Origin of the sequence: Terrimonas ferruginea DSM 30193 (assembly GCF_000425585.1) — a bacterium.
In the GTDB taxonomy this organism is placed as follows: Bacteria; Bacteroidota; Bacteroidia; order Chitinophagales; family Chitinophagaceae; genus Terrimonas; species Terrimonas ferruginea.
The window spans coordinates 171782-196354 of the sequence record NZ_KE384400.1 but is presented as its reverse complement, the minus strand read 5'-3'; the positions used below and the strand labels follow the sequence as shown (position 1 = coordinate 196354).

Below are 24573 nucleotides of genomic sequence, written 5' to 3'. Positions count from 1 at the left end.
ACAGAGCCGCGCTTTTTTTATCTTCGCCAGCTATGGCTCAATTAGCTCCGGAACAACTGACACAACTCGCTGCACAATTTGGTACGCCCTTGTATGTTTATCACGCCGATAAAATCCGTGAACAATACAAGCAACTAACCACAGCATTCAATGGAAGCAACGTTGTTTTCTTCTATGCCTGTAAGGCGCTTACGAACATTCACATCCTGCGCTTTGTGCGCGACCTTGGCGCTAATGTAGACTGCAGCTCCATCAATGAAGTGAAACTCGCACTGCATGCAGGGTTTCCTGCGCAGCGTGTTTTGTATACCAGTAACGGTATCAGTTTCGACGAAATAGAAGAGGCCGTTTCGCTCGGCGTCAATATCAATATCGACAGCCTTTCGAACCTGGCAAAATTCGGAAAGCGGTTCGGGCATAATTATCCGGTTGGCCTGCGGCTTCGTCCGAATATCATGGCCGGCGGAAATCTGAAAATATCAACGGGGCATGATAAAAGTAAATTCGGTATACCGGTAGAGCAGCTCGAAGAATTGCTGGCCCTTATCCGCGAACATAATTTACACATCACCAACCTGCACATACACACCGGCAGTGAGATTAAAGACGTGGAAGTGTTTGTAAAAGGCATCGGTGTGTTGTTCGATATCCTACATCATTTTCCCGAACTGCGTTCGATCGATTTGGGCGGCGGGTTCAAAGTGCCTTACAAAGAAGGTGATGGTGCAACCGATATTCCTTTGCTGGCGCAAAAAGTGAAAGAAGCTTTCGGTGCGCATCCTGTTGCGCAAGCGCTGCAGATCTGGTTCGAGCCGGGTAAATTTATTGTAAGCGAATGCGGTTACTTTATTACATCCGTTAACGTGATAAAAGAAACGGCCGCCGCTATATTCGTAAGCGTCAACAGCGGATTCAATCACCTGATCCGTCCCATGTTCTATGATTCATTCCACCGTATCATCAATATCTCCAACCCGCAGGGACCGGCGAAAAATTACGCCGTGGTCGGCAATATCTGCGAGACAGACACTTTTGCCTGGGACCGGGAACTTCCCGAGGTAAGAGAAGGAGACCTGCTGGTATTCCTCAACGCCGGTGCATACGGCTTTGAAATGTCTTCCAGCTTCAATTCACGTTACAAACCGGCTGAAGTAATGGTGAACGGGGATGAAGTTAAACTGATACGCGAGCGAAGCAATTTTGAAGATTTGTTACGGGGGCAGGTGCCGCTAGCACCATAGGTAAATTGAGCGCTCCCTGAGGCGTTCGTCAATGGTCAATAGTGAATGGTCAATAGTGAATCGTCATCCCGAAGCCTCGGGAGTGAATCGTCAATGGTGAATCGTCAATCGTGAATGGCCTCACTCCTTACGCCTTTCACCAAAACTTACTACTTATTACTTACTACTTATTACTTAATACTTAATACGGCTGCTTCACTCCCTCCTTAACAAATCCATCACACTCCGCTAACATTACCATTACACAAGCCAGCTACTTTCGCCGCAAATCAACCAACAAGCGGTATGAGAAATATCCTCCGGCTTCTGCCTGTACTGGCATGCCTGTTTGCGTTCAATGCAAAGGCTCAAAAAACTTCGGTTCGCATTCGCGTTAGCGACGAACAAAATCTCGCTTTACCAGGCGCGTCTATTACACTTTCTCCCGGCAATAACGGTGGTTATACCAACAGCAACGGAGAAGTTACTTTCGCAGCTTTACCCGCAGGCGATTATCACCTCACTATTTCTTATATCGGTTTTGCTACCCTGGAAAAAAACGTAAAACTCTCCGGTACGACCATGGAGCTCGTTGAAAAATTGAGCCCCGGCGTTACCACCGATAAGGAAGTAATCGTAATGGGCGACCGTCTCAGGGGACAGGCCCGCGCACTCAACCAGCAAAAGAACAGCGACAATATCACCAACATCGTAAGCGCCGATCAGATCGGCCGTTTCCCCGATGCCAATATCGGCGATGCCGTTAAACGTGTTCCCGGTATCACCATGCAAAACGACCAGGGTGAAGCACGTAATATCATCGTGCGTGGTATGGGACCTGAATTCAACGCCGTAACGCTGAACGGTGAGCGTGTTCCTTCTGCTGAAGGCGATAACCGCCGCGTGCAGATGGACCTCATTCCTGCCGACATGGTGCAAACCATCGAAGTAAGCAAAACACTCACAGCCGATATGGACGCCGACGCGATCGGTGGTTCTGTCAACCTCATCACCCGCGCTACACCCAACGGCCTGCGTATCGCAGGAACCATCGCCGGCGGCTACAACAGCATCCGCAATGGTTTTATCGGCACGGCCGGCCTGCTCATTGGCAGCCGCACACGCAACCAGCAACTTGGATTTGTAGTGAACGGTACGATCAATAAAAATGTATACGGTTCCGATAACGTGGAAGCCGTATGGAGCAAAGATGCCAATGGCAAACTTTTCGTGAGCGATCATGATGTTCGTGTATACGATGTAACACGTATCCGCCGCAACCTTTCTGCAACAGTGGATTATCGTATCAACGCGCTCAATACCATCTATCTTACCGGTACTTACAATTGGCGTGACGACAAGGAAAATCGTTTCCGTCTCCGTCACCGTTACAGAGGCGATGCGGAAAATCCCAATCCCGCCGACCTCATCTATAATTCCGATGGTGATATCACAGGCTACCGCAATGGCGAAGTATTGCGTCAGACCAAAGGAGGTATCAACAGCGGCCGCAACGATGGCCGCCGCCTCGAAGACCAGCGCGTACGTACGGCCGCTATCCGTGGCGAACACCTCTGGGGCAAACTGGCCGCAAAGTGGAGTGTGCAATATGCGAAGGCTTCGGAAAAACGTCCGGAAGAACGTTATATTTCCCTCGGTCGCCGCAGCATTACCGTGTCACAAAACATCAGTGATCCGGAAACACCCGTACTCACGGACCTCACCGCAATGCAGAACTATACCCGTCTGAATGAATTAACCAACCAGTTCCAGGACCAGTTTGAGCAAGACCTGAATGCCAAATTGAAATTCGAACTGCCTGTTTCTTTGATCACCAACCGCTCTGGTCAGTTGTATTTCGGTGGCCGTCTGCGTACGAAGACCAAAGAGCGCAACAATACATTTTATTCCTATGAAGCCCTGGGCGCCAATGCCGCTCAGTTTGCCAACATTTCCCTGCTGCCGCTGGTAGACCGGTCCAGCTACAATTTCTATCCCGGCAACAAATATGTGGCCGGCGAATTTGTTGACCCGCGTTTCCTCGGTGGTCTCAATTTCCGCGATCGTTCACTGTTTGATGAAACAGACGAGCCCGCCGAATACCTCGCCGGTAACTACCGCGCAAAAGAAACCATCACTGCAGGATATGTTGGATTGAAACATGACATTACAGCGAAGTTTTCTGTGAACCTGGGTGTACGGGTTGAACACACGTCGATCAATTACACCGGTAACATCGTTGAAGACGAAGAAGACCTGAAAGGCACCGCTACACTGAAAAACAATTACACCGATGTATTGCCTTCCATCAACCTCAAGTACCGCGTCAACAACAACCTTATCCTGAAAGGTGCATGGACCAACTCACTGGCTCGTCCCAAGTACTACGACCTGGTTCCTTATTTCAACATCAATCCGAATGACCTGGAACTGTCTGCCGGTAATCCTTCATTGGAGCCGGTAAGAGCAACCAACTTTGATCTGATGGCGGAGCAGTATTTCCGCTCTGTGGGGCTGATCTCTGCCGGTGTGTTCTACAAAAGCATCGACAAATTCTTCTATTCGTATATCGACAATCAGTATACACAGTCAAAATTTGCGGCTGATTTTCCCGGCGTGAGCAACCCGATCGCAGTGGGTGAAAACTGGGACTTTGCACAACGCCGCAACGGAACCGGTGCGCAGGTATGGGGTGCTGAAATTGCGTTGCAAAGGCAGTTCGACTTCCTGCCGGGTTTGTGGAAAGGATTCGGTATTTACCTGAACTATACCTACACCCATTCAACCACCGAAGGAATTTATGTTGACGGGGAAAAGATTCGCAGCGATGTAAAACTCCCTGGCGCTGCTCCGCACATTTTCAATGCTTCGCTTTCTTATGAAAATAAAAAAGTAGTGGTACGTGTTTCCGGCAATTTCACTTCTGCCTATGTGGATGACAGTGATGACGCCGGTTACAACGCGGATGCTTTCAACGATCGTTACTACGATAAACAATTTTTCCTGGATGCAAACGCATCTTATGCCATCACGGGCAAACTGCGTTTGTTCGCCGAGGCTAACAACCTGACGAATCAGCCGCTGCGTTACTACCAGGGAGCCAAAGACCGCACGGCGCAATTGGAATACTACGGTCCGCGTTATAACCTCGGTCTTAAATTTGACTTAAGCCGTTAATATTATCTCATATGCAACAACTGATCAATAAGATCGCCGGCATCGCAGCTATTGCGGTGCTGGCTGCTTGTAACGGCGCTAAGCAAATGCCTGCGGCCGATGTAGTGAGGCCGGTAGTGGTGACGGAAAAAGTAGTGTTTGATACAGATGACCCCGCTATCTGGATCAATCCGGCCGATCCTGCCGCAAGCCTCATCGTTGGCACCGATAAGGAAACCAATGGTGGCATTTATGCATTCGATCTCAACGGACGTATCGTTCGTAAAGTGGTGGGATTGCAGCGCCCGAATAATATTGATATCGCTTATGGTTTTCTGCTTGCGGGTAAACCGGTAGATATCGCTGTCGTAACAGAAAGAGAAACAAATAAGCTCCGTTTTTTTTCCTTACCCGATCTGGCCCCGTTGGATAACAACATCGGTATCGATGTATTTGCCGGAGAAAAACAAAGAGATCCGATGGGGGTTGCGTTTTACACGCGTCCTTCGGATAAGGCCATATTTGTGATCGCCGGTCGCAAGACGGGTCCTGCCGAAGGCTATCTCTGGCAATACCAGTTGGTGGATGATAAAGGGAAAGTAGCGTTGAAGAAAGTACGTGAATTTGGCCGCTACAGCGGCCTCAAGGAAATTGAATCCATTGCCGTGGACAATGAACTCGGCTATGTTTATTATTCAGATGAGCGGTATGGTGTGCACAAATACATCGCCGATCCTGCAGCGAATAATAACAATGAACTCGGTGTGTTTGGTACCACCGGGTTCAAATCAGATCACGAAGGAATTTCGATTTACAAAACCGGGCCGGCCACGGGTTATATCCTGGTATCGAACCAGCAGTCGAACAGTTTCATGATTTATCCGCGTGAGGGCAGTAAGACCAATCCTCATCAGCATGACCTGGTTGCCGAAGTGCCGGTATTGGCAAATGAGAGTGATGGATCAGAGGTAACGAGTATTCCGCTCAATGATAAATTTCCCAAAGGGGTATTTGTGGCGATGAGTAATGGCCGCGTGTTTCATTATTATGACTGGCGCGACATAGCGAAACGTGCCGGACTTGAATAAGTATTAAGTTGTAAGTAATAAGTTATAAGTAAACAGCCGCAGCAAGTTCATACTTCGCTGCGGCTGATGTTTTTCAGAGCGATCCTCAATAGCCGTGGTCGCCACTTAATACTTAATACTTTTGACTTTTCTACAAGTACTCTACCGTCATGCGGATCGTCATCTTGCCGCTGCCGGGAAGGGATGCTCCCATTACTTCGGTGGTGCCGTTTGAATCGGTGTTGATCGTTTTTTCTTTCATCAATCCGGTTGCGCGATCGAGAATGATCTGTCCGGTGGAAACCTGGTTCTGCTTATTAAGCGCCTCGGAGCCCATGATCTGCAAAGTCATGTTGATGGCCGCAGAACGTTTGAAGTCAACAATAATAGTTGAGTCGGTGATGGCTGATAAGGTATAGACAGTGAGAGCAGATTCAGAGGGAGTAAGGGTAGTGTCTCTCCAACTGTCGCCGATACCCGTTTCTTTGTCGGGGAGCACTTTGAAAAAACTGTTGCTGCCGCGTGCCGGAGGGTTCACTACATCCGTCATGTCGCGCACCTGGTTGAGGATAACGGCTGACCGGTCGTCGGAAGCGGGGGCTTCAAATTTTTCGGGGCGGGCCATCAATGTTTTACCGCTCTTGTCAATGATTACGTCGTAAGATTTGTTCAATACATCGGCTATGGGCTTTCCAAATTCGCCCGACATATCTTTTTTGTTATCCGAGTCAAAACTGCGTTTGGCACCCATACCTTCGAAATTAAAAGCCAGGCGTTGCACCGAGTGATGCAGCGTGCTGTTATCTTCGGTAGCATTGGTGACTTTATAACTGTGAATGGTAACGCCGCTGGTTTTGAAATCGATTGTCTGACCCATCGCGTCCTGCGTCATGGTACTGGTCTGATCCACTTTTATCTGGATAGTACGACCCGGCTCGAATTGCAGTTTGCCGGTCACTTTTTGTGCCTGTTGTTGTGCATCAGCAGCCTGTGACAGGCCGAGTCCCAGTACAAGCGCCAGGGATGATTTGAGGAAAGGGTGCATGCTCATAGTTCAAATTTGACGAAACTTCCGCGAAAAAGATGCAAGCGTGACGAAAAAAAGACAGATCCTTCTTTTTTCCGGCTGTTTTGCATATCGGACGAACTTGTTACATTTATCACAAATACCCGTTTATGCCGATAAGAATGACCGACGATCCACAGGATCAGAACCAAAATGATTATAATGACGACAATGGGGGTGGAGGAGGCCGTGGGCCATCGGGGCCGGGCGGCGGACTGGGCGCATTGCTGCCGCTGCTGTTAGGGCTTTTTAAGGGAAAAGGCATTATTCTTCTTCTCGCACTGGCCGCCGGTGCTTATTTCCTGCTCGGACGTGGCAACTGCAATCTCGGTGAGCTGGCCCAGCAGGCACAAACATTATTTTCCAAAAGTGGCTATAGTTTCAGTCCGGATCAGTTTAATAAAGCTTCGGTATACGAAGGACTGGAGGACGATGCCAATAAAAATCCGCTGCCTGAAGCGGTGTCGCTGCGCCGGTTTGCACCTGCCAGAGGCGACCAGGGACAGCAGGGAAGCTGCGTTGCCTGGAGCAGTGCCTACGCCGCACAAACGATTCTCACCTCTGCCGCTACGCACCAGGAACCCGACCAGATCGTATTCAGCCCATCCTACCTGTACAACCAGATCAAACTCGATGGTTGCCAGGGATCTTACATCCAACTGGCTATGGAGGCGATGCAAAAAAATGGCGGCGTTCCGTTAAGCCAGTATCCTTATCGTGATGATGATTGCAACCGCGATCCCAGCGGTCAGTTTTCAAATGGAAGAAGCAATACGATCCATGGATTTACACGGCTGACAAACGGAAATACGCAATCGATCAATATCCGTTCCATCAAAGAACACCTGGCCGGAGATGCGCCGGTGGTGATCGGAATGATGGTAGGCCAGAGTTTTATGCAGGACATGATGGGAAAAGAACTGTGGACACCACAGGGAATGGATGCGTCGCAGGTGGGAATGGGCGGACATGCCATGTGCATCATCGGGTACGACGACCGGAAGTTTGGCGGTGCGTTTGAAATCATGAATAGCTGGGGCGGTAACTGGGGTAAAGATGGTATCGCCTGGGTGCGATACGGTGATTTCAAAACCTATGCGCGGGAGGCTTATGGCATAGATCCGCTTCCCCAAAGCGCGAATGTGGCGGCCATTCCCCTGGAATGCAAAATAGGATTGGTGAACAACGAAACGAAGCAATACATCCGCCTGCGTGCGGAAAATGGAAACAGCTTCAGCACCGTAACACCGATCCGTCCGGGAACACGATTCAAAATGGAAGTACAGAATACGACCGAATGTTACATCTACATCTTCGGCCAGGAGCAGGACGGAAGTTCTTATGTATTGTTTCCTTACCTGGCGCAGGGGCAAACAAAATCGAAGCACTCGGCCTACTGTGGCATTACGGGGTATCGTCTTTTTCCAAAAGGGCAATCGATGGAGGCCGACACGATCGGCAATCGTGATTACATCGCCATTGTGGTTAGTAAAAAGGAACTGGATTATAACGCGCTGAATAAATCTATCGCTTCGGCACCCGGCTCTACTTATGCTGATAAAGTGAATGCTGCGTTACAAGGCAAACAATCGCGTGCCGCGCGGTATGGCAGCGTAGCGGATGGGCGCATTGCGCTACAGGCAGCAGAAGGCGATGCCGAACTGGCCGCAACGGTCGTGGCATTTGACAAGCAATAAACTTATTTCTACAAGAATGATTAATGACAGCCGCAGGAATGCGGCTGTCTGTTTTGCGATAAGTGCTGAACTGCGCGATAACCCGGCAACAATGACTTGGTCAATTACGTATCGGTTATTACGAAGTATTAAATTAGTGGTACAGGTTTTACCGGCTGTATTTTCATGCATGCAAACGAACACTTTGCGTGTAGACGACGATTGTTATACCTTTTAAAAGACCTCACTACACCTTGTGCAGCACCCGTCATCCTGTTAGTTTCACTCTCATATCCCAGCTTTCGTCGCTCGATCAATTCTTTATAGTCATAAATGCCAAATTTTTTCATTTTCTTTTGAAGGTGTCCTTCATGGCCTATTGCGGAAACGAATTGATCAAGTATTTCATATTCTTCGGGACGCGCATGGTTTTTTTCTATCCTTTGATAGAGAATATCCAAATCTTCATTGGTCATTTCAGGAACTGTTACTCTTTTCTTCATAATCTGATTTTTTTTAAGCCAGTTTTTCATCCGGCATTTAACCGTTCAATTTGTCTTCAGCCTCTTCAAGCATCCTTTCAGCTTTTCCAACAGTGATCTTGATCTGGTCATGATAATGGTGAAAGTTCTTCTGCATAAAGCTCTCCACCTGTCGCTCTGCATTCACAAATACACCTGCATTTATAGCAAGTAATAGTGTGACGATAACTCCTCCGAAAATCAGGATGTCATCCAGCCGTTTGTTGAGTGCAGCAATCTTCTCCTGATAAAGCTCTTCACTACTTCTCGATTTGTATGCATGCCCTATCTCTGTGGCCTGGCGCTGTTCTGCCTGACGGAAACACCAAATAACTCCTGTCATGATCAATATGCCTGTTAATACACCTATCAATATCTTCATCTTCTCCTCCTTTTCCCAAAGCTACTGTCACGAGGCGCCGATAGCCGGGAGATAAGTATTTAAGTTGTACTACCCGAAAAAAACATTTCCGTATCCCAATAAAAAAAGGCCGCCAGCGGGCGACCTTTCTTCTTTTATGTTTAGGTGTTATTGCTTCACGAAGTTGTAAACAATATAGATCGTACGTCCTTCAAACGCGATCGGTGAACGCGCCGTAAATGCTCCATCTCCGACAGAGGTTACTTCCAGTGAATAACCATCCTCTACCTGATGGGCCTTACTGTTTTTTACACCATCCATTTTCTTGAAGTTGAAATAATCGATGCCGTTGATCGTACGTACCGACCATACAATCCGGCGCTCACCCGCCATACAGCCATTGCCGGCCGAGGTGATATTATAGGTGCCAAACCCGTTATTGGGCAAACTCCACTGGCTGCCATTGAAACATTCAACCGGCACATCGTCAAATGCGGTCGTCTTCAGCTGGGCATTTCCCGTAACACCCTCGATTCTCGCTGAGGTTACCGTCCAGTTACCTTTCAATGTGCCTTTTTGCAGCTTCTTGGTGCTGGAGCAAGACCAAAGCGTTACCGCCATTACCAGAACTGCCAGGAGATAAATTCTCTTCATGTTTTACGTTTTATTAAAATTAGCAATACAGATGCCAAAAAAGGATAGCCGTTCTACCAGACTGATAGACAATGGTTGGAAAGAGGGGTAAAATGTTTAAATTGCCGCTGCTAACCGTCACCGGACGACAATTTTGTAACAAACAAATGCAAAAATAATGCGTATTTATATCTGTTCCTTTCTTGCGCTCTTTTTTAGTATAACCGTTTCCGCGCAGGATAAGGAACTTTACCGGCCCAACGAAAATGCAGAGGAGGCGCTCGGCAAGATTATTTCACAGGCGGGTAAGGAAAATAAACATGTACTCGTGCAGGTAGGCGGCAACTGGTGCATCTGGTGCCGCCGGTTCAATCATTTTACCACAACTGATCCCACCATCGACTCGCTGATCAAATCATCTTTTGTCGTTTATCACCTTAATTACAGTAAGGAAAACACCAACGAAGCTATTCTCGCAAAGTATAAATTTCCGCAGCGCTTCGGCTTTCCGGTATTCCTCATCCTGGATGGAAAAGGAAATCTTTTGCACACACAAAATTCCGAATACCTGGAAGATGGAACAGGTTATGGTAAAGCTAAAGTCCTGGCATTCCTGAAAGCCTGGACAGTGGCCGCACTCGATCCTGCTTCGTATAAAGGGAAATAATTTTTGCCTATGCATACTGGCACCAACCGGTTTCTGGCCATTATCCGCCATCCGCTCAAGTATCGTTGGTTTTTGCTGACCCGCCTGCCCGCGGCTTTTTTCTCCGGGGTACGCATCCGTACGGTCGATAACGATCGTTGCGCAGTGTCGGTGCCGTATAAATGGTTTACCAGGAACCCTTTTCGCTCTACTTATTTTGCCTGTCTGGCCATGGCAGCGGAAATGAGCACCGGCGTATTGGCCATGGCACAGTGTTACGGCAGACGTCCGGCTGTTTCCATGCTCGTGACAGGGCTCGAAGCGGCTTATACCCGCAAAGCCAAAGGGATTTCCATTTTCACCTGCAGCGATGGCGAATTGATCCGCCAGGCGATCGAAGAAGCGATCGCTACGGGCGAATCACGCACCGTTCGTGCCGAATCTGTCGGCCGCAACGCTGCCGGCGAAGAGCTCGCCCGCTTTCATATCACCTGGTCTTTTCGCCAGAAAGAGACCACGATTGTTTCACCGAATTAAACAAGACGTATGAAGATTGCTTTTCATGGCGCCGCGCGTACCGTTACCGGCTCCAAACATTTGCTGACCTTGAAAAATGGTAAAAAAGTTTTACTCGATTGCGGCATGTACCAGGGCATGGGAAGAGATACGGACGCATTGAACCGCGATTTCGGATTTACCGCTTCCGAAGTAGATGTGCTCATTCTTTCACACGCACATATCGATCACTCCGGTCTTATACCCAAACTCGTGGGCGATGGTTTTCACGGAAAAATCTTCTGTACACCCGCCACGCGCGACCTCGCACATATTTTACTCGAAGATTCTGCGGAAATCCAGGAGGGCGAGGTGAAGTTTCAGAATAAAAAACGAGCAGCGGAAGACATTCCTTATCTGCGGCCGCTTTATACATTAGCCGATGCCCAAAAAGCATTGGAGTTTTTTCATACGGTCGAATACGGCGAATGGTTCGACGTTACCGATGGCGTGAAAGCCATGTTCTCCGATGCAGGTCACATCATTGGCAGTGCCTGCGTGCACCTGAAAGTAACGGAGAATGGCAAAGAAACCGCCATCACCTTCAGCGGTGATATCGGCCGCTACCGCGATGTGATCCTGCGCTCACCCGACACTTTTCCGCAAGCCGATTATATCATCATGGAATCGACTTATGGCAACAGCCTCCATGACCCTGCCGTAACAACCCCCGACCTTCTCCTCGAGTGGATCAGGAAGGCCTGCATCGAGCAAAGAGGCAAACTGATCATGCCCGCTTTCAGCGTGGGACGTACACAGGAATTATTGTTTGCGCTGAATCAGCTCGAATTGGAAAACTGTTTGCCCGATCTTCCTTACTATGTCGATAGCCCTTTAAGTATTGAAGCCACGGAAGTAGTGAAACGTTTCCCTCAATATTTCAACCGGCAGATTCAAAAGATTCTGCAATCAGACGATGATCCGTTCAGCTTTAAAGGACTTAAGTATATCAAGTCCGTTGAGCAATCGAAGATGCTGAACTTTCAGAACGGGCCGATGGTGATCATTTCGGCGAGTGGCATGGCCGATGCGGGACGAGTAAAACACCACATCAGTAACAATATCGAGAATGGCCGCAACACGATCCTTTTCACGGGTTATTGCGAACCGCGCTCCTTAGGTGGCCGGCTGCTCGACGGTGCAAAAGAGGTCAGCATTTTTGGCGTAGAGCACCAGGTAAATGCCACCATCGGACAGATCAGAAGCATGAGTGCACACGGCGACTACGAAGATATGAGCCAATGGCTCAGCTGCCAGGATCCGAAAGAAGTGAGGCAATTATTCCTCGTGCATGGGGAATACGAGGTGCAGGAGGAGTTTAAAAGGAAGCTGTTGCGAAAAGGCTTCACCAATGTACAGATACCTGAGCGTCACTATGAAATTGGCTTGCCATAGGGCGGTTTGGCCGGGTTGCTATTTTCACATCTCTTTAATAACCGCGGCATTATTTTTTCCGTTAATAAGTAAGAAGAACTTACTCTTCTATTAACAAAAAAGGAGAAAATACATGTTACGCAACTTTAAACTGTGGAGTACATGTTTGGCCTTTGTCTTTTTGGCGGCCGGTTGTGGTCCCACAGCACATATAGAAAAAGACGATAACGCTGATTTCAGCCGTTACAAAACATTTGCCTGGCTGGATAAAGACGATAAGGGAAATAAAACCAGCGATCTCACCGAGCAGCGCATCCGCAAAGCCGTAAACCAGGAATTACAAAAAACAGGATGGCGTGAGTCCACGACCAATCCGGATATTGTACTGAGTTACGACGTATTGGTCGAACGTTCGGTTCGCCAGGAGTCTGATCCCGTTTATACCCGTCCGTTCACGCGTACCTTTTACAGCCCCTATTCACGCCGGTTTATCAATGTCTACTATCCTTCGCAATTCGTAGGCTACGATAGTTATAATGTTCCTACAAGAGAAGGAACGATCACCATCACAATGATCGATGCTAATACGGATAAAACCGTTTGGCAGGGTTGGGCTACTGAACAACTTGATAGCCGTAATATCAGCAGCAAAGAGATCAATAGCACTGTGAAGGCGATTATGCGTAAGCTGGATGTGGCGAAGAGATAGATATCGTGAATCGTGAATCGTCAATCGTGAATGACTGTTGAGGCCTTCGACACCCGGGAAGTGGATCGCGAATAATCAATGAGTGAAGTATATCTCGTTATTGCCATTGACGATTCACGATTGACCATTCACGATTGACGATTGCCGATTCACCACTACCTTTGCCGCAGAGGTCCGGACGAGGTTGTCCGGTTGTTTCATGAAATCATTCCGCTATCTCGCCGCTGCTTTACTGGCTTTTATTATCTGGGGATTCTTTAGTCTGGCTATCCGCCCGCTGGCGGGCTATGCTTCCCTCGACATCCTGTTTTTCCGTGTGTTTATCAGTGTCACGCTCATGATGGTGATCGGTGTCTTCGCCCGCCGCACCGCCTGGAAAGAAACCATTCAGTTATTCCGCAAAATGACACCCGCGGAACGGCGCAACTGGTGGCTTGTTACCGCCGGAGGTGGCGCTTTGCTCACCGCTAACTGGTTTTTCTTCATCTACGTGATGAACCACGTAAGCGTGAAGGTGGCTTCTTTTTCCTACCTCATTTGTCCTATCCTCACAACAGTACTGGCCTTTTTTATTTTAAAGGAAAAATTACGCTGGCAGCAATGGATAGCGGTAGCACTCAGCCTTGTCAGTTGTGTAATGCTCGCACTCGGGCATTTCGCAGATACGGCGTTCAGCCTCATCGTGGCTATTTCCTACGCATTATACCTGATTATCCAGCGAAGGGCAGGACCGGTAGACAAATTTGTTCTGCTCACCATACAAATGGCCTTTTCCGCTTTGTGCCTGCTGCCCTTTTATCCGGTATGGGGACACAATCCCGGTTGGGACGGCTTTTTCCTGGGCATGACCTCGCTGATCGCTATATGTTTCACCATTATTCCGCTGATGCTAAACCTTTACGCGCTGCAGGGCGCTAATTCTTCCACGGTCGGCATTCTGCTTTATATCAATCCTTTGATCAATTTTGCATTGGCTATTTTTTATTTCGGGGAAAAGGTAACGGCAATGCAGTTGATTGCTTATTCGATCATTGGATTTTCTATCCTTTTGTTCAATGCGCACTATTTACGCGCGATGTTCACCAAACCAATGTGGAAAAAACCGCTTGACAGAGTAAGCGGTCCCGGACGACGGAATGCTTAATTTTGTCCTTCCATGTCATTGTTCATAGCTTCACTCAATTCCGGCAGCAACGCCAATTGTTATTACGTCGGTACCGCCGAAAGCGCGGTGCTGATCGACGCGGGATTGTCGTGCCGCGAAACCGAAAAGCGCATGACGCGGCTCGGACTTTCAATGGACAAGGTGCAGGCCCTTTTTATTTCACATGAACATTCCGATCACGTCACGGGCCTGCCCGGCCTTTCCCGGAAATACCGCTGGCCGGTATATATTACACAACCTACACTCAGCTCGGCACGCGTACCATTGGAAACTGAATTGGTGCGATCATTCGTATCAGGACAATCCATCGATTTCGGACACCTGCGTGTATTGCCTTTCTCCAAACATCACGATGCTGCCGATCCTTACAGTTTTGTAATAACAGCGGGAGAAGTGAACGTGGGCGTTTTCACCGATATCGGTCATTGCTGCGAACAGGTGATTACTCATTTCAAACAATGCAATGCGGTTTTCCTGGAGTCTAACTACTGCGAAGACATGCTGGAAAAAGGAAAGTATCCCTGGTTTTTAAAACAACGCATCCGCGGCGGACAGGGACATTTATCCAATGCACAGGCGCTTGATCTGTTCTGTCGTCATGGGGAAGGGGTAAGTCATTTAATTCTTTCACATTTGTCCCGCAACAACAACGATCCGCAACTGGTGGAACGCTTGTTCAAAGAAAAAGCGGGCACTACCAATATTTATGTCGCATCGCGCTATCAGGAATCGGAGCTGTGGCATATTACTCCATCATTTACTAAAACGCGGTCATTACTAACCGCGGAAAAAATGCGCAAAACGAAAATTCCCGCAGCGCAACAAGGTTCTCTTTTTTAATGTGTTGGGTGAATGCGTGCGGCCGTTAACAGGCAGCGATTCAAAAAAAGAAAGAAAAAATCTTTTTTTATTTAATGAATTCTGTTAAGTTTGGTTTGCTAAAACGAATTAGCAACGTATTTTTTACTCAAAACTGCTTGTCACATGTCTAACGTATTATTGCCTGTTGTTCCTGGCATTTCCCCGCCTGCAGATTGATTGTTTACTTACTCCACCTTATCCGCTCCGACATCAACCGATCTGCTTATTCTCTAAATGCCATTTATGAAAAAAAGAACTGCTTTTGTATTTCGCCTCCTGCTGGCAGCAGCCACCAGCCTCGCCATCGAAGGAGCAGCCGAAGCGCAGTCCATCATTGTTACCGGTGTCGTCCGCGAATCAAACGGCACGCCGGTGCAGGGCGCTACCGTCAGAGAGCGTTATGCCACTAATAACCGCACGCTTACCTCCGTTTCCGGCAGCTATAGCATACCGGTAACCTCCGACACTTCTTCACTTGTTTTTACCTATGTGGGAATGGAAACCGTGATAGAACGTGTGCGCACACGCCGCGTGATAGATGTAACCATGACCGTCAAACCCGGCGATCTTGATGATGTAGTGATCATCGGTTACAATTCTACCAAAAGAAAAGACCTCACCGCTTCGGTTTCATCCATTTCCAAAGACGCCTTAACGGACCGTACGTTGTTTTCCCTGGCAGATGCCATGAAAGGCAAAGCGGCCGGTGTACAGATCATTCAGAACGATGGTACACCGGGTTCTGAAAACACGATCCGCATTCGCGGTGCGAGTTCCATCAGTGCCAGCAGCGCCCCGCTTTTTGTAGTGGACGGCGTACTGCAGGACGATATCAATACCCTCAGCCCGGGTGACATCGAATCCGTAGAAATTCTTAAAGACGCTTCGGGTACCGCTATGTATGGAGCACGCGGAGCAAACGGTGTAATCCTTGTTACCACAAAAATGGGAAAGGCCGGTAAAACACGTGTCGACCTTTACACCAACGTTGCCTTCCAGCGTCCCGGTAAGATGTATGACCTGATGAATTCAAGTCAGTATGCCCGCGCGCGCTACCTCGCTTCTTCCTACGTTTATTCTCCGCCCAGTACTGCCAATCCGGATATTCCTGCAACTACCCAGGGCGGATTGACTTATTTCCGCGATACACCTTTTGGCACACCCGGCGGTTTCTGGGGCGTGGCGCTCGATGCTACTTACCATGATTGGGATAAATACAACAGCCCCGATTCTGTGAACACCGACTGGCAGGGCGCCATGTTCCAGAACAGCATGGTACAGGAATACCGCGTGGGTGTAACAGGTGGCTCAAAAGATACCAAGTTCTCTTTCCTGGGCGGTTATCTCGATCAGGGAGGATTGGTGATCTTCAGTAATTATAAACGTTACAACGGACGTTTCAACCTGCAGCAAAAACTTTCGAAAGTAGTTACGCTTACCAGCAATATTGCGGCAAGCCGTACCGTCACTGACGGTTATATTGCCGGTTCATTCAACGGCGGTATTTCTTCCAATGCCGTTGTAGCAAGCATGCTTGCCAAACCTCCCGTCAATCCGCTTACGCAAACGGACGTGGAAGATAATGAAGACGTGGACGGCTACATCAGCAACAACCCTTACACATTGGCGAAACACGTGACCAATACCCGCCAGACCAGCGACTGGATCACGCGTATCGCCATCGACTGGAATATCACCAACAATTTCACTTTCCGCGTCAGCGGTAACTATACTACCATCGGTACCAACAACGATGCTTATTATCCGAAGTTCACTTCAGCAGGTTCACGCTTCAATGGCCGCGCGGTGCTGTCACGCGCCACCAGCAACCGCTTTATGAATGAAAACCTGCTTTACTACAGGGGCCGCATCGGAAGAGATCATCAGTTCAACGGTACTGCCGGTGCCATTTTTGAAACAAGCAAAGTCAACCAGATAACTGCCGAGAACCAAAACTATGATGTAGAGGTTTTAGGCGTATACGGTTTGCAGAACGGTACCGTTCCCATCATTCCTACGTACAACATCACCAAATGGTCGATGGCCTCTTTCCTTGCCCGTGGTGAATACAGTTACAAAGGACGGTATTTGTTTACTGTTACCTTCCGCGCCGATGGCTCTTCGCGTTTCAGCCGCACCAACAAATGGGGATACTTCCCTTCGGGAGCATTTGCCTGGCGTATATCGGATGAGAATTTTCTCCGCAGTTCAAAAACAGTTTCAAACCTGAAGCTTCGCGCTACCATCGGTCAGAGCGGCAATACCGCCATTCCTTCTTACCTGACCTTGTCAACCATCGGTACTTATTTTTCACCCATGAATGGCAATACGCCGAATTACGGTGTGGTGGTGGAAAGACCGGAGAACCTTTCCCTCAAATGGGAAACTACCACCCAAACCAACCTCGGTCTCGACCTCGGTTTGTTTGAAGACAAGATCAGCATTACCATTGAAGGTTATCTCAAACGCACAAAAGATCTGTTGATTCAAAAAGTAACACCCGGTTATACAGGATTCCGTTCTACCTGGACCAATCTTGGTTCTATTCAGAACAGCGGTGTGGAAATGAATATCGGGGCTATTATTCTCCGTAAAAAATTCTTCAACTGGTCGGTGGATGCGAATATTGGTGTCAACCGTTCCAAAGCCATAGAGATTGGCGCAGAACTCGGCATCGATCCGGGTGTGGTATCCGGTGTGGGTACATCCGCCATCATCCGCAATGGTCAGCCCATCGGACAATGGTATGGTTACAAAACCGATGGTATTTACCAGACACGTGAAGAGATCATGTCATCAGGACTTACTTCTATCAACGGCCAGCCTGTGGCAGATGTGCGTCCGGGTACGCGCCGCTTCATCGATCAGAATGGCGATGGCATCATCAATGCCGACGACCGTGTGATACTTGGTTTGGGACAACCCTTGTTCACCGGTGGTTTTACCAATAGTATAGGGTACATGGGTTTTAACCTGAACATGGTGATTCAATACAGCTATGGCAATAAAGTATACAATGCCAACCGCGTAACATTAGAGCAGGGACGTAACCCTACCAACATGAGCGCCGTGCTGGCTGATTCATGGAGACCACCGCTGTACGACATGACTACCGGCGCGCAGGTAGAAGCAGGTAATCCCAACAATAAATACCGCATGCCCGGCGGCCCCGGCGAACTGCTGATGCTGTCCGACTGGATCGAAGACGCTTCGTATATCCGGCTGGCCGATGTTACACTTTCCTATACGATCACCGGCAAGCCGCTGAAACGCATCGGCGCCACTTCACTCGGCTTATTCGTAAGTGGTAAGAACCTGCTGATCGCAACCAATTACTCCGGCTACGATCCCGAAGTGAACACACGCCAGGGAGGCTTTGGAGACCTGATGCCTTCGCTCGACTTCTCGTCCTATCCGCGCTCCAAAGTGTATTCAGTGGGACTTAAACTTCAATTCTAACATTGCTAAAAACCGGATGCATATGAAACATTTTAAAAAATATCCGCTTCTTCCCGCATTAGGTATGTTGCTGATGGGTACGGTTTCCTGTAGCAAATTCCTGGAAGAAAAACCGGAAACACAGTATACGGCCGATAATTTCTTCGTGAATAAAACCACGCTTGATGCCGGTGTAGTCGGTATGTATTCATCAGTAAAAGATCTGTTTGGCGTTTATACCAATACACCTCTTTTCATGACCGAACTTGGAACCGATGAGGGGATGTTCAAAGGCACGAGCGGCGTTCGATACAATTTCGACCGTCACACGTTTACGCCCAGTGAGGGCGCTATCTATGAGTACTGGACCCGCCATTTTCAAATAGCCGCACGCGCCAACGCCATCATTGCCGCGGCGAACAAAGTGACCAGCATCAGCGATGCAGACCGCAAGACGATCATCGGTGAGGCCCGTTTCCTGCGCGCCTATGTTTATTTCCGCCTGGTGCAGGCCTTCGGCGAATTACCCATTATCGATGAACCGATCACCGGTGCATTTGATTATGGCTTGCCGCGCCGGCCGATAGCGGAGGTATATGATTTTATTGTGGCCGACCTGCAATACACAACCGAAACCGGTGTGCTTACAAGACAGAAAACAAACAACGGACATGCCAATCATTGGGCCGCCCAATCCCTGTTGGGAAAAGTATACCTTACCATGGCTTCTTCGAAAGAAGCGGCAAAAGTTCCGGGCTATGCGGGCATAACCCAAACCACCAATGAATTGTATTCACTGGCCTGGACGACTTTGAAAGATGTGAAAGATAACAGCGGAGCTGCCCTGCTGCCTGTATATGGCGATGTGTTCAAGATCGAGAACAAGAACGTCAACGCGGAATCGATCTTCGAGCTGCAGTTCAGCACAGTAGTACCTTATGGTACGCAATGGACAAAAGAGTATGGCATGATCGCCAGCGGCAGTATCAACGGTAATCCTGCCTATTATACCAATTCGCTGATCGGTCAGTGCAACCTGGTATACGTCCCCAAGTTTTACAAATATTATAAACCTACGGTCCGCTCGGTTGATTATGACAAACGCCGGGTATGGAATCTCAGCGATTCGCTGGTTAACGTGGTGAACAATGTTCCTTCCACGCTCACTTTTATCTGGGGTACCACTTTTTCACCCGACAGTTACAACCAGACCGTGCTCGGACGTTGCGGCGTGACGAAATACCGTTGGGGTAATTCCTGGAGGGAAACTTCTCCTTACCTGTATTCCAATGCACCGAACAACGTGATCGTACTGCGGTTTGCCGATGTACTGCTCATGTTTGCCGAAGCCGACTATAAGAAGAACGGTACCATTTCGCAGGAAGGTCTCGATGCCATCAACCGTGTGCGTCAGCGCGCCCGTGGACTGGATGCCGGCGGCAATCCTATTCCCGAATCAGCCACGCCGACCTTTAAAAACTATGTGGCTTCGGATATCAACATCAATGAAATTTTAATGGAAAGGGCACGTGAACTTTGTTTCGAATTCCAACGCTGGTATGACCTGGCGCGTACAGGAAAATTTGAGTATTTCCTCGAACTGACACGGTCGGCTTCTTTTACCACAATCGTTAACACGAGTACCAGTTTCAATGCCAGTAAACATTACCTGTTCCCGATCCCGCAGTCGGAACTGGATCTTTCCACCAACAAAGCTGAATTCAAACAGAACCCGAATTATTAAAACAATAACCGGTTATAAATCCTGATTATGCAAAACATATTCCGATCTGTGTCACGATTTTTTCTTTTACCGATATTAGTCCTTGTAGCTGTTGCCGGCCGCGCAGGCAATCCTCCGGCAGAATTTGATGTAGTGATCTACGGCGGTACCGCCTCCGGCGTAATGGCTGCCGTGAGTGCGGCGCGTGAAGGCCAGCGTGTAGCGATTCTTGAACCCAAAAATCATATCGGCGGAATGGTAACCGGTGGTTTGTCCCGCACTGACATTGGTCGGAGAGAGGTGATCGGTGGATTGGCGAAAGAATTATATGTGCGCACCAGCGCTATCTACCGAAAAGACAAAGACACCATGTACTGGTTTCCTGAGCCGCACGTAGCCGAAAAGATCCTCAACGATCTGATCAAAGAAAATAATATACAGGTATTCTATCAACACCGTTTGAAAGAAAAGGGTGGTGTAAAAAAGAAAAACGGACGGATCACCGAGATCGTGATGGAGAACGGTGCTGCTTTTGCCGGAAAAGTTTTTATTGATGCCAGTTATGAAGGTGATCTCATGGCTTTTGCCGGTGTGTCTTACATCGTGGGCCGTGAAGCACAGAAAGATTTCAATGAATATTCGGCGGGCATCCGTGAAGGATACGGAAGACACAGCGCCTATGACGAGCAGGGAAAACTTTTACCGAATGTATTACCCAAATCACCAGGAGCCATAGGCGACGGCGATAAAAAAACACAGGCTTATAATTTCCGTCTTTCACTGACGAGCAACAAAAACAACCAGGTGGCTTTCCGCAAACCGGCCGGCTATGATCCCGCGCGCTACCTCGATTTGTTTCGCAGCACGATGGAAACGATCAACCGGGTAGGAGCGGAGAAAGCAGCCGAACAGATATTTTCGATCAGCGGCAAAATTCCGAATGATAAAACAGACCTCAATATTGCTGACTATGTAGGCGGCAACTGGGATTACCCGGATGGCTCTTACAAACGGCGTGCGGAAATATGGCAGGATCATATCGACTATGTAGCTGGTTATATTTATTTTTTAGCCAATGATCCGCGCCTGCCCGATGCATTCAGAGCTTATGTAAGCAATTGGGGGTTGTCGAAGGATGAATTTACCGACAACAACAACTGGCCTTATGAGTTGTATGTGCGCGAAGCACGCCGCATGCGCGGAGATTTTGTCATGATTCAAAAAGACGTGGTTTCCGATATGCAGAAACCCGATCCTGTTGGTCTCGGTTCTTACGGCCTGGATGTGCATCGGGTGCAGGCTTATGCCGATGAGAAAGGCATTCTTAAATATGAAGGAGGTGTGCAACGCACCGAACAGGAGCGCATGAAACATATCCCTTACCAGATTCCCTACCGGATTCTTACACCAAAGCGCAAAGAAATATCGAACCTGCTGGTAACGGTTTGCGTATCCACCAGCCATGTGGTGTATTCCAGCCTCCGTATGGAACCGCAGTACATGATCATGGGCGAAGCGGCCGGTGCTGCGGCAGCCATGGCTATTAAAGAAAAGAAAGCCGTGCAGGAGGTGGATGCAAAAGCATTAGGGCAATTATTACTCAAATATGGTGCAAACCTGGAATCGGATCTCAAAACATTGGAAGACCTGGAAAAACCTAAAAAGCGCAAATGAGATCGCAACAGCTTTTTCTTCATACACTGTTGTTAAGCGTGTACCTTTTTACAGGTATTGCAACAAATGCGCAGCAACAGATTGATACATGGTGGCCTGTGCAGGCAAAGCCGCGTGCCATCGTGGTATGTGAACCGGCCGGACATGTGCGTGATATGAACCTGGCGCAGTCATTGGCGGGCCTCGCCGCGCTATCGCTCAACGAAGGCAAAAAAGGAGAAGCCGTATGGATAAAACATGAACGGGGTCTGTATGAAACCTATTATCGGCAACTGCTGAAGCGTACCGGCCTTAAACAAACGGCTTCGCTGTCTACCTGGGATCTGGTGAAACGATTCCGCAAACAGGGAATCGTGCAAGGGTATATTTTGTATGATATCCAGCAGGCGGATAATCATATCAACGTGGCTACCGTATATGCTTCTTTGCTGCACGGCGTATTGATCGATGTAAAACAGGAAGCAAAAGCAAAAGCAGCGGGTCTTTCCCTATTACAGGATGCGCGCAAACTCAACTGGACAGACAGCCTGTATGATCAGTTGTCGCCCCGGCTGAATGATTCACTGATCGTCATTGCGCAACCGGGCTATCCCAACAACCGCGATTATGCCATTGCGCATCGCGCTATGGTATACTATGGTGTGGACAGTTTATTTAACCGTGTCCTCAAACGGATCCGCCCGCTTTCACCGGTTATTGGCTGGAACAAAGGCGATGAATTCAAACAAATTGCTCCCTGCACGCGCGAAGGGTTGATCAATACCGCATCCGACTGGTGCATGAATCTCGCGGTGCTTTCAATTGATGCGGATAAGTTTACACCAAAGCAACTGGTCAAATTGGATCCTGCCACAATTAACTGGAAAGATACCGGCCGGTTTCATTCCTTTGTGATGAGCGACGGTGACAACATGCAGTGGACAATGGGACATTTTCTCGATGACAAAGAATATTGGTCCAATCCGACTGTATCATCAACCCGGTTGTCGTTTACCTCCTGTGTATTGAATCTTACACAAGCGGCGCCGGATGTGTATGAAGAGCTGAGAAGAACGCAACAACCGCATTCAACTGTAGTAGAATACGGAGGCGGTTATTATTATCCGGATCTGTTTGCGATTGACCGGCCTGGCCGCGACAGCCTGTTGCGGGAATATGCGGCAAGGATAAATAGCCGCATGAAAAGCACAGGTACCACGGTATTTGGTTTTATTTGTAAAAATGTGAACAGCAAAGATGCACAGCGCGCTTATCAATTGTATGCGGAGGAGATAGAAGGACTTACCGGGATGATCGCCGTGCAGTATTCGCCATACAATGGCGGCCAGGGTAAAATATATTGGGTAAAAAATAAAAAAGGGGTAGAGATACCGGTCGTTACCGCGCATTACCAGCTATGGGCCAATCTTACAAAGAAAGGCTCGGGCGATCCGGCAACTGTTGCATCGTTGATCAATCAACCGGAAGATAAGAAAATACGCTTCGACTGGACAATCGTGCATGCCTGGTCGAAATTCAGCAAAGACGCAACCCCGCCCGCCACAAGAGGAGCGGAACCCGTTAAGTGGTGCGTGGATAAATTGGATAACACGGCAACTGTAGTTAATATTGAGGAATTGTTGTGGCGCATCCGAATGGAACATAACCCGGAGCAGACACAGAAAGTAATCAAAGAGAAATTGTAAAAACGAGTATGGCATCTCTGAAAGATCTGGCAAAACTGGTAGGTGTATCGCCCACAACCGTGTCATTTGCATTGAACGGCCGCAGCCGGGAAATGCGCATCAGTGAAGAACTCACTGAACGGATATTGGAAGCAGCCAAACAACTGGGATACCAACCCAATAATATTGCCGTGGCACTCCGCACCGGACAGACCAAAATTATCGGCCTCATCGTGGAGGACATTGCCAATCACTTTTTCTCCAATCTCGCTAAAACGATCGAAGACGAAGCCAGCCGCTTTGGTTACCGCGTGGTGTATTGCAGCACGGAAAACATGGCCGGTAAAGGAGATGAACTCATCAACATGCTGCAACGCCAGCAGGTAGATGGCTACCTCATTACGCCGGACGCCAGCATGGAAGAACGGATGACGGCTTTGCTGAAACGGGATATTCCCGTAGTACAGATCGACCGTTACCTGCCCGGACTCGATTGCCCCTACGTAATGGTGGACAACCACCAGGGTGTGGTGAGTGGTGTGGAATTTCTGCTGAAAAAAAAATATACGCGGATTTCTTTTGTGACCGTCGATCTCGATATGATACAAATGAAAGAACGTAAGCTGGGTTTTGTGGAAACAATGACGGCACACGGACTTTTCAAAAATAAAAAACAACTACTCGAACTGCCGTACAGTTCGGTGCGCGAAGATGCTGTAGAACGGATACAGGCCTACCTGGAAAAGGAAAAGCCCCAAGCGGTGCTGTTTGCCACTAACTACGTAGGTATACTTGGGTTGCGGGCCATCAAGAATCTGCAGTTGAATGTACCGGATGATCTGGCGGTGGTCTGCTTCGATGATAACGAGGTATTTGATCTTTGCACACCGGCCATTACCGCCATCCGTCAGCCGATCGAATCGATGGCCCGCGGTGCCGTGAAAATATTGATGGGAGAAATGGGGGTGGCAAAAAAATCTGCACGCAAGCAGGTGAAAATCCAGACAAGCATCGTACGGCGGGATTCTGCATAGAACGGCCGGTAAGGACATAAAAAGAAACTC

The 24573-nt window shown here is 48.5% G+C and carries 19 protein-coding genes; 15 read left to right on the top strand and 4 right to left on the bottom strand.

Annotation, left to right across the window (positions count from 1 at the left end):
- The first annotated feature begins 32 nt into the window (after positions 1–32).
- The 3 genes from lysA (at position 33) to H608_RS0117315 (ending at position 5464) form a co-directional block, all read left to right on the top strand.
- Complete coding sequence (gene lysA, locus H608_RS0117325) at positions 33–1241, top strand: diaminopimelate decarboxylase (protein WP_028788795.1); 1209 nt, start codon at positions 33–35, stop codon at positions 1239–1241.
- 285 nt (positions 1242–1526) lie between these two features.
- Entirely contained in the window at positions 1527–4397 is a 2871-nt protein-coding gene (locus H608_RS0117320; protein ID WP_051268415.1) for a TonB-dependent receptor, read from the top strand.
- An 11-nt stretch (positions 4398–4408) separates the two neighbouring features.
- A complete protein-coding gene (locus tag H608_RS0117315) occupies positions 4409–5464 on the top strand; it encodes a phytase (RefSeq protein WP_038008909.1) in 1056 nt (351 codons plus the stop codon).
- Between the two features lie 130 nt (positions 5465–5594).
- Here H608_RS0117315 and H608_RS0117310 read toward each other — a convergent pair whose 3' ends face one another.
- On the bottom strand, positions 5595–6494 hold the full coding sequence (locus tag H608_RS0117310; protein ID WP_028788792.1) for a DUF6263 family protein: 900 nt from the start codon (positions 6492–6494) through the stop codon (positions 5595–5597).
- A gap of 125 nt (positions 6495–6619) precedes the next feature.
- Here H608_RS0117310 and H608_RS0117305 point away from each other — a divergent pair, with 125 nt between their 5' ends.
- Positions 6620–8206, top strand: coding sequence for a C1 family peptidase (locus H608_RS0117305; protein ID WP_028788791.1), 1587 nt, complete (start codon positions 6620–6622; stop codon positions 8204–8206).
- A gap of 128 nt (positions 8207–8334) precedes the next feature.
- On the opposite strand, the gene H608_RS0117300 is transcribed toward H608_RS0117305, so the two are convergent.
- From H608_RS0117300 to H608_RS0117290, 3 genes are all read right to left on the bottom strand, one after another.
- Entirely contained in the window at positions 8335–8688 is a 354-nt protein-coding gene (locus H608_RS0117300) for a hypothetical protein (RefSeq protein ID WP_155990228.1), read from the bottom strand.
- A gap of 37 nt (positions 8689–8725) precedes the next feature.
- Positions 8726–9088 carry a hypothetical protein gene (locus tag H608_RS0117295; RefSeq protein WP_028788789.1) on the bottom strand — a complete coding sequence of 121 codons (363 nt, stop codon included), beginning with the start codon at positions 9086–9088 and terminating at the stop codon, positions 8726–8728.
- A 147-nt stretch (positions 9089–9235) separates the two neighbouring features.
- Entirely contained in the window at positions 9236–9721 is a 486-nt protein-coding gene (locus H608_RS0117290) for a lipocalin family protein (protein ID WP_028788788.1), read from the bottom strand.
- A 157-nt stretch (positions 9722–9878) separates the two neighbouring features.
- Here H608_RS0117290 and H608_RS0117285 point away from each other — a divergent pair, with 157 nt between their 5' ends.
- The 11 genes from H608_RS0117285 (at position 9879) to H608_RS0117235 (ending at position 24543) form a co-directional block, all read left to right on the top strand.
- On the top strand, positions 9879–10367 hold the full coding sequence (locus H608_RS0117285) for a thioredoxin family protein (RefSeq protein ID WP_028788787.1): 489 nt from the start codon (positions 9879–9881) through the stop codon (positions 10365–10367).
- Between the two features lie 9 nt (positions 10368–10376).
- Positions 10377–10883, top strand: a complete 507-nt coding sequence (locus H608_RS0117280) for a DUF4442 domain-containing protein (protein ID WP_028788786.1) — start codon at positions 10377–10379, stop codon at positions 10881–10883.
- Positions 10884–10892: 9 nt separating this feature from the next.
- The gene (locus H608_RS0117275) at positions 10893–12296 is read left to right on the top strand and encodes an MBL fold metallo-hydrolase RNA specificity domain-containing protein (RefSeq protein WP_028788785.1); all 1404 of its coding nucleotides are present in this window, start codon (positions 10893–10895) and stop codon (positions 12294–12296) included.
- A 145-nt stretch (positions 12297–12441) separates the two neighbouring features.
- Positions 12442–12984 carry a DUF4136 domain-containing protein gene (locus tag H608_RS22775; RefSeq protein ID WP_162142890.1) on the top strand — a complete coding sequence of 181 codons (543 nt, stop codon included), beginning with the start codon at positions 12442–12444 and terminating at the stop codon, positions 12982–12984.
- A 199-nt stretch (positions 12985–13183) separates the two neighbouring features.
- Positions 13184–14128 (top strand): EamA family transporter, encoded by a 945-nt coding sequence (locus H608_RS22770; protein ID WP_071836972.1) that lies wholly within the window; start codon positions 13184–13186, stop codon positions 14126–14128.
- A gap of 12 nt (positions 14129–14140) precedes the next feature.
- The gene (locus H608_RS0117260; RefSeq protein WP_028788784.1) at positions 14141–14989 is read left to right on the top strand and encodes an MBL fold metallo-hydrolase; all 849 of its coding nucleotides are present in this window, start codon (positions 14141–14143) and stop codon (positions 14987–14989) included.
- A 264-nt stretch (positions 14990–15253) separates the two neighbouring features.
- Complete coding sequence (locus H608_RS0117255) at positions 15254–18469, top strand: SusC/RagA family TonB-linked outer membrane protein (RefSeq protein ID WP_028788783.1); 3216 nt, start codon at positions 15254–15256, stop codon at positions 18467–18469.
- Positions 18470–18491: 22 nt separating this feature from the next.
- Positions 18492–20192, top strand: coding sequence for a RagB/SusD family nutrient uptake outer membrane protein (locus tag H608_RS0117250; RefSeq protein WP_038008906.1), 1701 nt, complete (start codon positions 18492–18494; stop codon positions 20190–20192).
- 27 nt (positions 20193–20219) lie between these two features.
- Complete coding sequence (locus H608_RS22765; RefSeq protein ID WP_051268412.1) at positions 20220–21845, top strand: FAD-dependent oxidoreductase; 1626 nt, start codon at positions 20220–20222, stop codon at positions 21843–21845.
- Positions 21842–23530 carry a GxGYxYP domain-containing protein gene (locus H608_RS22760; RefSeq protein WP_071836971.1) on the top strand — a complete coding sequence of 563 codons (1689 nt, stop codon included), beginning with the start codon at positions 21842–21844 and terminating at the stop codon, positions 23528–23530. Before H608_RS22765 ends, H608_RS22760 begins: the two co-directional genes overlap by 4 nt.
- Positions 23531–23538: 8 nt before the next feature.
- The gene (locus H608_RS0117235) at positions 23539–24543 is read left to right on the top strand and encodes a LacI family DNA-binding transcriptional regulator (protein WP_038008903.1); all 1005 of its coding nucleotides are present in this window, start codon (positions 23539–23541) and stop codon (positions 24541–24543) included.
- The last annotated feature ends 30 nt before the right edge of the window (positions 24544–24573 follow it).

What these genes read in the sequence shown, in the direction of transcription:
- lysA (WP_028788795.1), top strand. Translation starts at nt 33, where the DNA reads ATGGCTCAATTAGCTCCGGAACAACTGACACAACTCGCTGCACAATTT.
- H608_RS0117320 (WP_051268415.1), top strand. Translation starts at nt 1,527, where the DNA reads ATGAGAAATATCCTCCGGCTTCTGCCTGTACTGGCATGCCTGTTTGCG.
- H608_RS0117315 (WP_038008909.1), top strand. Translation starts at nt 4,409, where the DNA reads ATGCAACAACTGATCAATAAGATCGCCGGCATCGCAGCTATTGCGGTG.
- H608_RS0117310 (WP_028788792.1), bottom strand. Translation starts at nt 6,494, where the DNA reads ATGAGCATGCACCCTTTCCTCAAATCATCCCTGGCGCTTGTACTGGGA.
- H608_RS0117305 (WP_028788791.1), top strand. Translation starts at nt 6,620, where the DNA reads ATGCCGATAAGAATGACCGACGATCCACAGGATCAGAACCAAAATGAT.
- H608_RS0117300 (WP_155990228.1), bottom strand. Translation starts at nt 8,688, where the DNA reads ATGAAGAAAAGAGTAACAGTTCCTGAAATGACCAATGAAGATTTGGAT.
- H608_RS0117295 (WP_028788789.1), bottom strand. Translation starts at nt 9,088, where the DNA reads ATGAAGATATTGATAGGTGTATTAACAGGCATATTGATCATGACAGGA.
- H608_RS0117290 (WP_028788788.1), bottom strand. Translation starts at nt 9,721, where the DNA reads ATGAAGAGAATTTATCTCCTGGCAGTTCTGGTAATGGCGGTAACGCTT.
- H608_RS0117285 (WP_028788787.1), top strand. Translation starts at nt 9,879, where the DNA reads ATGCGTATTTATATCTGTTCCTTTCTTGCGCTCTTTTTTAGTATAACC.
- H608_RS0117280 (WP_028788786.1), top strand. Translation starts at nt 10,377, where the DNA reads ATGCATACTGGCACCAACCGGTTTCTGGCCATTATCCGCCATCCGCTC.
- H608_RS0117275 (WP_028788785.1), top strand. Translation starts at nt 10,893, where the DNA reads ATGAAGATTGCTTTTCATGGCGCCGCGCGTACCGTTACCGGCTCCAAA.
- H608_RS22770 (WP_071836972.1), top strand. Translation starts at nt 13,184, where the DNA reads ATGAAATCATTCCGCTATCTCGCCGCTGCTTTACTGGCTTTTATTATC.
- H608_RS0117260 (WP_028788784.1), top strand. Translation starts at nt 14,141, where the DNA reads ATGTCATTGTTCATAGCTTCACTCAATTCCGGCAGCAACGCCAATTGT.
- H608_RS0117255 (WP_028788783.1), top strand. Translation starts at nt 15,254, where the DNA reads ATGAAAAAAAGAACTGCTTTTGTATTTCGCCTCCTGCTGGCAGCAGCC.
- H608_RS0117250 (WP_038008906.1), top strand. Translation starts at nt 18,492, where the DNA reads ATGAAACATTTTAAAAAATATCCGCTTCTTCCCGCATTAGGTATGTTG.
- H608_RS22765 (WP_051268412.1), top strand. Translation starts at nt 20,220, where the DNA reads ATGCAAAACATATTCCGATCTGTGTCACGATTTTTTCTTTTACCGATA.
- H608_RS22760 (WP_071836971.1), top strand. Translation starts at nt 21,842, where the DNA reads ATGAGATCGCAACAGCTTTTTCTTCATACACTGTTGTTAAGCGTGTAC.
- H608_RS0117235 (WP_038008903.1), top strand. Translation starts at nt 23,539, where the DNA reads ATGGCATCTCTGAAAGATCTGGCAAAACTGGTAGGTGTATCGCCCACA.